This window comes from Streptomyces sp. NPDC107575, from assembly GCF_055657265.1.
In genome coordinates this window covers 1-10,203 of record NZ_JBVKBG010000017.1, presented here as the reverse complement: position 1 = coordinate 10,203, position 10,203 = coordinate 1, and the positions used below count along the sequence as shown (strand labels likewise).

Genomic DNA, 10,203 nt, shown 5'->3' with positions numbered 1-10,203 from the left:
CGTTCTGCGTTCTGCGTTCTGCGTTCTGCGTTCTGCGTTCTGCGTTCTGCGTTCTGCGTTCTGCGTTCTGCGTTCTGCGTTCTGCGTTCTGCGTTCTGCGTTCTGCGGAGCCTGCCTCCTTTTCGGGGTGGCCGCCTCGTACAGAATGCCGTCATGACAACGGTCTCCACCGGCGCCGGGCAGGTCGCCGCGGCCGTCGATGCCCGACGCCGCGGGGCGTCTACCTGGTCGCGCTCGACGGCATGGGAGGCTCCGGCACATCAACCCTGGCCGCGGCCCTGGCCGCCTCGCACGGTGCGGTGGTCGTGCACGCAGACGACTTCTACCGCCCGATGGACGCACACGAGCGCGCCCGGCTGGATCCCGAGCAGGGCTACCACCGCACCGCTACTTCGACCGGCAGCGGCTGCGCACAGAGGTGCTCTCCCCGCTCGCCGGAGGCCACGACGCCCGCTACCGGCGCTACGACCGGAAGACCGGGGACCTCGCGCCGGACGAGACCCACACCGTCTCCCGCTCCGGCCTCGTCGTCGTCGAAGGGGTGTACACCGCCCGCCCCGAACTCGCCCCGTCCTACGACCTGGTGGTCTACGTCGACACCCCGCGCGAGGAATCCCTGCGACGGCTCCGCGCACGCGGCCACGACCACGGCCCGGTCGACTGGGAATCGCGCCGGCGCCGGGCCGAAGAGCACTACCTGGCCGTCGAACGCCCCCAGGAACGGGCCCACCTGTCGGTTCCCGGGCACTGAACCGGCCCCGTGCGCCGGCGGACACCGGCGCAGCCCGACCCCGACCCCCAACCCGGCCCGGCGGGTCAGCGTGGTGCCGGGGCGGCTCTCCCGTCCGTGAGCTGCGCCAGCAGGGCGTAGTACTGGCCGGGGCGGTTTTCGAAGTCCGCCCGCGCGGACAGGCCGAGGCCCTGGCCGTCGGGTGTGCGCAGCAGGTCGACGGAGGCCTGGGCGAAGCGGGCCGGAAGGCCTTCGCGTTCGGCGCGGGCCGTCAGGGAGCGCAGCCTATCGACGGCGCGGCGGGCGGTGGCGCGTTGTTCGCGTCCGGCGCGCAGCATGCTCCGGTAGCCGGAGGCCGCCTGGGCGTCGGCGAGGGTGCGCTCGAGGTCGCCGGCGAGCTGTTCGGCGGTGCGTGCCGTGTGGTGGGCGTCGGGTCCGGCGTTCACCAGGACGTGCAGCGCGTTGAGCAGGGCGGTGGTGCGCGGTTCGGTGGTGTCGGGGTCGATGCGTGCCGGTACGGCGGCCCGGGCGGAGTCGGCGTGGCGGCGGGCGGCGGTGTGCAGGCGCGCGGCCTCGTGATGCCCGATGCCCATCAGGCGCAGCCCGGGTATCCCGGCATCGAGTATGTCGCGGGCCGCGGCTGGCACCGGCCGCCTCCGCCTGCCGCACCGCCCGGCTCCCCGCCCCTGTTCCGGCCAGCCGGTGGACGGGGAGCGCGCCCAGTTCCGCGTCCCTGCGCGCGGTCTGCAGTGCGTGCCACGCGTCGCGTACCGCCTCGCGGGCCTGCGCATGGTCGTGGGCGGTTTGGCGGGCCGCCTCGTGCAGGGTGCGGGCCCGTGCCACGGTCCGCGGCCGGGCACGTGTCAGGGCCGTCGCGGCGCGGGTGTCGCCCCCGACGAGGCCGACGGCGATCAGGGCCAGCCCGGCCAGGGCCAGTGCGTCCGACAGGGCGTAGGGCTCGCGCTCGTCGAGTGAGGGCTCCAGGTCGCCTTGGTGTGGGCCCTCGGTGAACATGAACCCGGTCTCCCAGCCGTTCTCCGTCCCCAGGACGGAGTGCGACGGCTTGAGCACCTCGCCCCGGCCGGGATCGCACCGGTAGGCGCTCTCACGCCGACGGCCGCCGTCTGGGTAGGGGTCCTGCCAGCGGACCGTGCACCGGCCGTCGGGCTTCTCGCTGATCACGGTGAGGTCGACCTGTTGTGTGGCCGGATACGACGCGTACAGGTACGCCGACCAGCCGAACAGCACCACACCGAGCGTCAACACCCACCGGAACACCCCTCTGTGCCGCATGAATCCCCCCACTTGGCACCCGGTGGCCGCCCCGCCGGCCGACGGGTGCGATGCAGGTCTCGCCCGTATCCGGGCCCGGCCGCCGGCTGCCGGTCCGGGGCGGGCCGGCGCAGACAGGCCGGCCACCTGCGCCCCCGGGTGAACGACAGGGCCGCCTGGCACATCTGATGAGCCGTCATTCTGTGCGGCAGTTGGCCTGTCGGGGGCCAGGACGCCTCCCCCCGCGTGCGGCCGTCGTGCTGCGCCACGAGCCCCTCCCCCGTGCCCGCCGGCCCTGCACGGGCGGGCACGGTCATCATTCCACCCGGCGGCGGGACGTGACCGGCCGTTCGCCGGCTTGCGGGAGGCCCGGCCCGGGAGGCCACGACCACTCTGCTGCGTGCGGGGCTGCGGCAGGCGAGGGGGGAAAAGCAGCAGGTGAGTGGCGGGTTTCCGTAAGGGTGTTCCCGCAGGTCAGGGTGTGTGAGGGATGACCACGACCTGTACATCGTCCTCGTAGATCACGTGTCCCGGGTCGGTCGATTTCACCGCGTGGCATTCCACGTCGTGCGCGGACAGGATCTCCAAATAGCCCGCCACGCGCTCGATGAGATGAGACGCCGAGGGCTTGAACCAGGCCGTGGCCGCGGGGTTGACCGCCGGATCGTACACACGCGGGTCCACCGTGGACGGATCCGTATACGCGGCGTCGTACCACGCATTGTTCTCGCTTCGGAACCGGTCCTGCTCGGCCGTCAGCCGCCCGTCGCGGGCGAGGTTGTTGACCAGCCCGAACACACCCTTGAACTGGCCCCGCTCGTCGGACACGACCGACTGGAACCGCACATACTCGATGGACATCACCCGATCCTGCCACGCACTCCCCCGACGTCGGGAAGGTTCTCCACCCGCAGCAGCTGGCGGTCGGTCTCCGCGTGCTGGAGCTGGCCGGGGTGCTGCTCGCATATGGCTTCAGTGGCTGTCCTCCGTCAGACGGTCCCATGCCCTGCGCCACACCCCGCCACATGAACTGGTAGTCAGTCCTCGCCGAGAAGCACCCGCAGCTCACGGGCATCATCCTGAAGGGTGCGCTCGTCCTGGCGGAGTGGAGGACCAAGGGTGGGGACTCCGTTCTCGACGAGATCCTTACCGCGGGTGACTCCGCCGGCTCCTACATTGCGTTCAACCACAGGGTCCACCCCCGGGCGCTGTCGACAGATCACTGGTTGTTCGGCATCGGACAGACCCTGGCCTGGGACACACCGGCTGGACACGTTGTCGATGAAATACGCCCCTGCACACGGAAAGACGACCCGCCGATCCACCGATGCCTGCGGGAAGGCGACCACACGGCCGTAGCCGCCATCCGCGGTGCCCACGGCACCGTCCTGCAGCTCACCCTCAACCCGGTTAACTACTTCCGCATCGACAGGTAAACCATCTGTGTCTCCCCCACCCTGCTGAGATATCCAGTCGGCCACCAGGAACGATCGAAGTTTCAGCCACCACAGTCGCGTTGAGCGAGAGTGCAGATTCCCGCCGTCAGCAGGCGCTTCGGCTTCTGCGCGACCGGGGCAACGCTGACAGACCATGCCTTGCTCCGGTTGCCCACGGAGTCCTCGGCAGCATGCCCCGACGAGCTTGAAGAGACCATCAAGCATGCCCGCAACGCCGGCGCCGCGGGCGACCGCTATGTGTACGCGGTCCTCAGCACCAGCGGAAGATCAAAGAAGTAGGGGTGGACATCGGCGACGACTCCAGCTACTGACTCCGATCGCATCCGGGAGCCGAACGTCGCAAGCGAAACCACCCCACTCTCCACAGGCCTCGTCAGGCCGACCGGAGTTCCTGTCGCAGGGCGCTGAACTCCTGCCTGGCGAGCTCGGGTTCTGTGCGCAGTGTGGCGTTGGTGTTCCGGCCATGGATACCGGTCGCGCTCTTTGGTGCCATGCTCCGGGCCGCCCCACTGCGGTGGGGCGGCCCGGAGCATGGCACGGCCTGCGGGGTCCGGCGGTCGTCAGGCGTGGAAGCTGGCGAAGTAGCCGGCGGCCATGTCCTTGTCGCCGTGCCCTTGCGACGAGGCGCGCTTAAAGCGCTGGTGTCCGGCTTCGACGGTGTCCATGCGGACGCCGGTGCGCTGTGCTGCCTCCAGCACCAGTCGTGCGTCCTTCTCGGCGTTGTCCACGGAGAAGCTCGTGGTGTAGTCGCCGGAGAGGATGGCGGCGGACTTGCCCTGGAAGTAGCCGTTGTCCATCGGCCCGCCGGTGACGACGTCGACGAAGTGCTGTGGGTCCACCCGCAGCTGCTTGGCCAGCGCCAGGGCCTCGCCCACGCCGTGGGTCAGGGCCACCACCCAGGTGTTGAGGACGAGCTTCAGGCGGCTGGCCGCGCCGGTGGTGCCGTCCTCGCCGACCCACAGGGTGCGCGAACCGATGGCGTCGAAGATCGGCTGCACGCTGGGGCGCACCTGCTGCGGGCCGGCCGCCATGACCACGAGGTTGCCCAGCTCGGCCGGCTGGCGGGTGCCTTGTACGGGAGCGTCGACGAAGACCAGGCCGGTCCTGGCGGCGTGGGCGGCAAGTTCGTCGACAGCCTCCCCGACGGTACTGGCCTGCACCCAGATCGTGCCCTGGGTCAGTCCCGGCGCGGCGGCCTCGATGGCTTCCCGTACCCGGGGGCCGTCGTTGAGGACGGTCAACACCACATCGGCGCCCGTGACCGCCTCGGCCGGAGTAGCTGCGGCATGGATGCCGTCGGCGGTCAAAGCCTCGGCTTTGCCGGCGGTTCGGTTCCAGACTCGGACGGTGAAGCCGTTCTTGCTCAGGTTGCGGGCCATGGGCGCTCCGATGATGCCGGTGCCCAGCACCGCGATGACCGGCTGTGCGGTGGTCATTCATCCACTCCTTGCAGTTCGGGAGATTGAGAGATGGTGAAGCGCGTCGGCCGCTGAATCCGCAGGAGGCGAAGGGCCGGCGCGGGCTGAGGTCTTGGTGTGTCAGCCGGACTTGGCGGGCGTGGGCACCGGCGCGCTGTTCGGCCGGTGTTCGTGGGCGGGCGTTGCACGGTGGTGCAGTACGCCGGAGACGGCGGCCGCTCCCAGCCCCGCCACTGCCAGCAGGGCGCCGACCCAGGCGGGAGCGGTGTAGCCGAGGCCGGCGCTGATGACGCTGCCGCCGAGCCACGGACCGATGGTGTTGCCGACGTTGAAGGCCGAGGTGTTGGTGGTGGTGGCCAGCGTCGGAGCGTTCCCGGCCTCGCGCATCACCTGCGCCTGCAGGGCGGGATTGATGGAGAACGCCGCCACGCCGAAGACGGCGATCGTCACCACGGTGGCGATCCGGCTGTGCGCGGTGAGGGTCAGCAGGGCCAGGACGAGTGCCATGGCGCCGATGCCGATGTAGAGGTTGGGCAGGAGGTGGCGGTCGGCGAATTTCCCGCCCACGATGCTGCCGGCGAAGCAGCCGAGTCCGAAGAGGACGAGCAGCAGCGGCACGGCCTGTTCGGGGAAGCCGCTGACGGCGGTGAACAGGGGCGAGAGGTAGCTGAAGCAGCAGAAGATCGCTGCCTGGGTCAGCATGGAGGTGGCCAGTGCCACCCAGACCCGCGGGTTGCGGAACGCGGCGAACTCCGCCCGGATTCCGGTGTGGGGCCCGTTGGGGCGGCGCGGTACGAGGAAGGTGACGCCGAGCAGGGCCAGGACGGCCAAGGCGTCCACCACCCAAAAGCTCGCCCGCCATCCCGCGTGCTGGCCGAGGAAGGTGCCCGCGGGGACGCCGAAGACGTTGGCCACGGTCAGGCCGGCGAACATGATGGCCAGGGCCTGTGCGCGCCGCTGCGGGCCGGCGAGGTCCACGGCCGCCACCGAGCCGATGCCGAAGAAGGCTCCCTGCGCCAGGGCGGCGATCACCCGGCCTGTCATCAGCACCCCGTAGCTCGGGGCCAGTGCCCCCATGGTCTGTCCCAGGACGAACAGGGCCAGCAGGCCGGTCAGGGAGGTCTTGCGGTTGATTCGCAGGGTGGCGACGGTCAGTATCGGGCCGCCGATGACCACGCCCAGCGCGTAGCCGGAGATCAGCAGGCCCACGGTGGGGATGGACACCGACAGGTCCCGGGCCAGGTCCGGGAGCAGCCCGGAGATCATGAACTCGGTTGTCCCGATGCAGAACACGGTCAGACCGAGGATGTACACGGCGATGGGCATCGCTGCTCCTGCCTTGTATTTGAATACTCATTACAGAACTTGGTCAAAGAAAACGACCGACGGTGCCGTCGGTCGTTCACGGCCTGCTGAGGGGGACTCAGCGCGGCGCGACGCTCAGAGGGTTCGCAGGACCTGGTCGACGACGCCCGTCAGCGTCTGCCGGTCGGCCGCTTTGCCCAGGACGCGCAAGCCGTACATGGAGCTGAGCAGGTACTGCGCCAACTGCCGTGCATCCTGTGCCTTGTCGATCTCCCCGTCGCGCTGTGCCCGCTGGAGGGCCTCGTGCAGTGCCTCCTCCATGCGCGCGAAGATGTGCCGCACGAGGCCGGTGACTTCCTCGTCCTGTCCCGCCAGCTCCAGTGCGGAGTTCACGGCCAGGCAGCCGCGGTGTTCGGGGCGGGGGGCGGTCTCTTCCTCCACCACCGTCATCAAAACCGTCCGGATGCGGTCCCGGACCGGCCCTCCCCCCTCCAGCACTTCCACCTGGCGGGAGGTCCACACGGCGTCATAGCGGCGCAGCGCGGCTTCGAACAGGCCGTGCTTGCTGTGGAAGGTGTTGTACAGACTGCCTCGCCCCAGCCCGGTGCCGTCCACCAGATCCTGGGCCGAGGTGGCGGTGTAACCCTTGTCCCAGAAGACGGACAGGGCTGCATCGAGCGTGTGGTCAAGGTCGAAACCTCTGGGGCGGGACATGGCCGGGAGCGTAGCAGTTCTGGAACGAACATTAAAATAGGTGCGGAGAACCGCCCGCCTCGCGCACCAGCCGGCACATCTGCGGGCCGGGCCAGCTATCACGTCGCCTTCGACCGCGACGGCGTACGGATCCTGGACGGCTGGTGGGACAACCCGGACACGGCCGACGGGAAGTTCGACGGGCTCCAGGCGCAGCACGAGGAGTACGCCGGCACGCGCCTCCACCTCACCGAGTGGGACGAGGGGCAGGAGTGGCCGCTGCGCGAGTGGCCTGACGCCGCGAGGGTGAAGGCCGGGTGATCTCGATCTCCTACGGCCGCGAGGCGCTCGACTTCCTGACCGTGTGAGTCATGCAACGAACCCCGTGATCAACTTTCCTCCGCTCCGCCCCGCCGCCTAACGTCCCCCGGACACATCGACAGCCGGGGGGCTAATCGAGCGGAGCCCGGTAGATGCACACGTACGCCCCGAGAGCCCCCTACATGAGCGGAGAGCCGGTCTCCAACTGGGTGGGGATACCGATACTCGTCCTGGCGGCCGCCGTGTGCGTCTGGGCCCTCTGGCCGCGCAAGTGACCCCCCTGGCACACGGCCGAAGCCCCGACGCCCTCAACAGGCTGATACCCGATTGGCCGGCCCGGTCGGGCCTGATCGTGATCGTCGTCGCGCTGGCCATGGGGCTGGTCGTGGGCCTTCGCTCCCTCGGCAGGACCCGCCGTGCGCTGGGCCTGGGGTGGACCGAGCTGGTTCGCACCCTCGTCGAGACGAGCCGCAGGGAGCCCAAGTGACCGGCTCCATCCCCACCGACCTGCCGCACGACGAAGGGCTCGTGGTCGTGATCATGGCGTACGCGATCGTGGCCGGGGCCGCCATCCACCTCTTCCGCCGGAGGCGCAAGTGACGCGTACACAGCTCGGGATGATCCTGGGCGGCGTATCCCTGGCCCTGGTCGGGAGCGCCTTGAGTGTCGTGACGGCCCCGGAGGTGTCGGCCTGGACGCTCACGGTGCTCAGCGTCGGCGGCGCGTGCGGCGTCGGCGCCTGCGGCATAGCCCTGCGCGAATACCGCCGGGGGTGGCCCAAGTGAAGCCGCGCTCGGACAAGTGGATGGACGTTGTCATCTCGGCCGTGGCGGTCGTCGTCACCGTTCGCATCGCGACGGATCCCAGGAACTCACCCTGGGGCCCCGTGTACGGGCTGGCCGCCACCCTCTACATCCTCGGCTGCCTGTGCTGGCGGTATGTGAAGCGCCGCCGTATGCGCGACGAGGTGAAGCGCCGATGATCAAGCGTCTGAAGAAGCTCGCAGCAACGCCCGCCAGTGGCACCGCCGCAGTGTGCGCAGGCGGTGGCGGCGCCGGAGCCTGGAGCGGACTCGGCTCCGACGCCCCCGTGGTCATGCCGGGGTGGCTGTGGGCCCTCTTGGGGGCCGTCCTCGCCGTGCTGATCGTGACCACCGTCAAGAACATCCGTGACGTCTTCCGGCTGGAGAGGGAGGGCGGATGAAGCTGCGCCTGAAGTACCGGCTGAAGTTGATGGGGGCACACCCGGACCCGCCGAAACAGCTCACCGTCCGGGAGGTCGTGTTCAACGTCGTCGTGGCCGTCGTGATCTTCGGCGCCATGGGGCTCATCATCGGCGACTGGCAGATGGCGATCGGCCTGGGGATCAGCGTCACCGGATCCCAGCTCATCCACCAGTGGTGGTGGCGCCGCACAGCCGGAGGCCAAGGATGATCATTAACGTCCTCGTCCGGATCATGTACGCGCTGATCTTCGGCGGCATGGTCGCCTACGTCGCCCAGGGCCTCTTCCACGACGGCTGGGTGTCGGCGGCCTTCGGAGCGGTCACCGTCGCCGTCTTCGGCGTCTGGAACCTACGGCGGGCCACGGTGCCCCACGACAAGCAGCTCGGCAGCTTCGGCACCCGTCTCGGCCGGTTCCTGCCCACCCGCACCGGTCTCGTGGTCCTGCTGGTCGCGCTCGTGCTGGCCGCGGGGCTCGTCTGGGTCGGCGGGGGCGACTGCCCCTCGACGGACGCCGCCGGGAAGTGCCGCATGCCCAGCCACATGAACTGGTAGCCACCGCACACGAAGGGCACCGACCGGGATAGACGACACGGCCGGCGAGGGAAGCTCGGCCGTTCTCGACGCCCCCCTCCCTACGAGCCCGCCTCAACGTTCGCTGCGCCATGCCATCGGCCGAGAGAGAGGGGGGCGGAAGCCGGCCCGGTCCGTTCTGCTGTCGATCCACATGCTGCGGACCACGCCTACTCAGCATTCACCCCGGGGCGACCGCGGAGGGAGCCGGGGGCTAACGCGGCTTCCGGACACGAACCGTATCCGGAAGCCGCGTTAGCCCCCGGCCGTGGGGTTCTGACGGCGCCCCGGCCGTGTCGTCACCGGCCGCCCCGGGCCGCCCCGGTTCAATGACCGTGCCACAGCCACTGATCGGCAACATGCCCGCCCCGCACCACTCCCCCGGCTATCGGGCCGGAGACGCGGGGCGGCCAGAGACGGGAGAACCCCCATGCGTATCCGCACCCTGTTCGTGTCCACCCTGCTGGCCACCTGCGCCGTCCTCGGCGGCGCCGGTATGGCGGCCGCCGACGACGACCCCCAGGAACTCACCCCCAGAGAGCAGGCCGGCCTGGAAGCGGCGACATCGATCGTCGACACCCTGCTCGGCGGAGGCATCCCGCTCACCCGGTAGCACCACACGGGAGCCCGGTGCCGCCACGCCCCTGCCCCCGCCACGCCCCAGGGGGCGTGGCGGGGCACCGGCGGGGCGGCGGGGTGCCGCCACGCCCCAGGGGGCGTGGCGGGGCACCGGCGGGGCGGCGGGGTGCCAGAAACAGGACCGGCAGAACACTGCCGGCTGTCGCGGGGCATAGAGGGCGCGTTCGTCCTGTCCCGGCCGTACGCGGTGTTCGCGCCGGGGCCGCGTCGACCGGGCCGCCGCCCGGCACGGGCAGCAGGACCTGCCGCTCCTCAACGCCGTCCCCGGCGTCGACGAGGAGGTCCAGGTCCGGGCACGTGCGGGCGGCGAGAGGGGCCGCGGTCCGCTCGCCGTCCCACAAGCGTTCCTCTCAACTCCCCCGCGTCCCACCACCCGTGAGGAGACACAGCGGGGCCACCCCCAGCGAAGCCCCCGGGCCGGTGCGCCCCGACGGAGACGGCCGCGGCCCGCTCCCAGCGGGACCGGGCTGTCGAAAGAGGTGATCCGTACATGGCATGCTGCTCACCGGCCCGCGCGTGGCACTGGCACCGGCCGGTGCCGGCGCGGCCACCCGTCCCCCGACCGGTTCCTGC

General features: G+C 70.5%; 14 protein-coding genes. 9 read left to right on the top strand and 5 right to left on the bottom strand.

Features of this window, described 5'->3' with window-relative positions; genetic code table 11:
* Window positions 1-418 precede the first annotated feature (418 nt).
* On the top strand, window positions 419-751 hold the full coding sequence (locus ACZ7L4_RS42720) for a hypothetical protein (RefSeq protein WP_472110669.1): 333 nt from the start codon (window positions 419-421) through the stop codon (window positions 749-751).
* 65 nt (window positions 752-816) lie between these two features.
* Here ACZ7L4_RS42720 and ACZ7L4_RS42715 read toward each other — a convergent pair whose 3' ends face one another.
* Entirely contained in the window at window positions 817-1,377 is a 561-nt protein-coding gene (locus ACZ7L4_RS42715; protein ID WP_472110667.1) for a hypothetical protein, read from the bottom strand.
* 106 nt (window positions 1,378-1,483) lie between these two features.
* Between ACZ7L4_RS42715 and ACZ7L4_RS42710 the strand changes: the two genes are divergently transcribed.
* Window positions 1,484-1,705: a hypothetical protein gene (locus ACZ7L4_RS42710; RefSeq protein WP_472110665.1), complete on the top strand. Its 222-nt coding sequence runs from the start codon at window positions 1,484-1,486 to the stop codon at window positions 1,703-1,705.
* Window positions 1,706-2,476: 771 nt separating this feature from the next.
* On the opposite strand, the gene ACZ7L4_RS42705 is transcribed toward ACZ7L4_RS42710, so the two are convergent.
* From ACZ7L4_RS42705 to ACZ7L4_RS42690, 4 genes are all read right to left on the bottom strand, one after another.
* Window positions 2,477-2,863 (bottom strand): hypothetical protein, encoded by a 387-nt coding sequence (locus ACZ7L4_RS42705; RefSeq protein WP_472110663.1) that lies wholly within the window; start codon window positions 2,861-2,863, stop codon window positions 2,477-2,479.
* A gap of 1,156 nt (window positions 2,864-4,019) precedes the next feature.
* Window positions 4,020-4,895 (bottom strand): NAD(P)-dependent oxidoreductase, encoded by an 876-nt coding sequence (locus ACZ7L4_RS42700; RefSeq protein WP_472110661.1) that lies wholly within the window; start codon window positions 4,893-4,895, stop codon window positions 4,020-4,022.
* A gap of 102 nt (window positions 4,896-4,997) precedes the next feature.
* The gene (locus ACZ7L4_RS42695) at window positions 4,998-6,203 is read right to left on the bottom strand and encodes a Cmx/CmrA family chloramphenicol efflux MFS transporter (RefSeq protein WP_472110659.1); all 1,206 of its coding nucleotides are present in this window, start codon (window positions 6,201-6,203) and stop codon (window positions 4,998-5,000) included.
* 114 nt (window positions 6,204-6,317) lie between these two features.
* Entirely contained in the window at window positions 6,318-6,896 is a 579-nt protein-coding gene (locus tag ACZ7L4_RS42690; protein ID WP_472110657.1) for a TetR/AcrR family transcriptional regulator, read from the bottom strand.
* A gap of 571 nt (window positions 6,897-7,467) precedes the next feature.
* Between ACZ7L4_RS42690 and ACZ7L4_RS42685 the strand changes: the two genes are divergently transcribed.
* The 7 genes from ACZ7L4_RS42685 (at window position 7,468) to ACZ7L4_RS42655 (ending at window position 9,604) form a co-directional block, all read left to right on the top strand.
* Complete coding sequence (locus ACZ7L4_RS42685) at window positions 7,468-7,683, top strand: hypothetical protein (protein ID WP_472110655.1); 216 nt, start codon at window positions 7,468-7,470, stop codon at window positions 7,681-7,683.
* A gap of 109 nt (window positions 7,684-7,792) precedes the next feature.
* Complete coding sequence (locus tag ACZ7L4_RS42680) at window positions 7,793-7,981, top strand: hypothetical protein (protein ID WP_472110653.1); 189 nt, start codon at window positions 7,793-7,795, stop codon at window positions 7,979-7,981.
* Complete coding sequence (locus tag ACZ7L4_RS42675; protein WP_472110651.1) at window positions 7,978-8,178, top strand: hypothetical protein; 201 nt, start codon at window positions 7,978-7,980, stop codon at window positions 8,176-8,178. Before ACZ7L4_RS42680 ends, ACZ7L4_RS42675 begins: the two co-directional genes overlap by 4 nt.
* On the top strand, window positions 8,175-8,399 hold the full coding sequence (locus ACZ7L4_RS42670; protein WP_472110649.1) for a hypothetical protein: 225 nt from the start codon (window positions 8,175-8,177) through the stop codon (window positions 8,397-8,399). The genes ACZ7L4_RS42675 and ACZ7L4_RS42670 overlap by 4 nt, the downstream gene beginning before the upstream one ends.
* Complete coding sequence (locus ACZ7L4_RS42665) at window positions 8,396-8,629, top strand: hypothetical protein (RefSeq protein ID WP_472110647.1); 234 nt, start codon at window positions 8,396-8,398, stop codon at window positions 8,627-8,629. The genes ACZ7L4_RS42670 and ACZ7L4_RS42665 overlap by 4 nt, the downstream gene beginning before the upstream one ends.
* Complete coding sequence (locus tag ACZ7L4_RS42660) at window positions 8,626-8,973, top strand: hypothetical protein (RefSeq protein ID WP_472110645.1); 348 nt, start codon at window positions 8,626-8,628, stop codon at window positions 8,971-8,973. The genes ACZ7L4_RS42665 and ACZ7L4_RS42660 overlap by 4 nt, the downstream gene beginning before the upstream one ends.
* A gap of 448 nt (window positions 8,974-9,421) precedes the next feature.
* A complete protein-coding gene (locus ACZ7L4_RS42655) occupies window positions 9,422-9,604 on the top strand; it encodes a hypothetical protein (protein WP_472110643.1) in 183 nt (60 codons plus the stop codon).
* Window positions 9,605-10,203 lie beyond the last annotated feature (599 nt).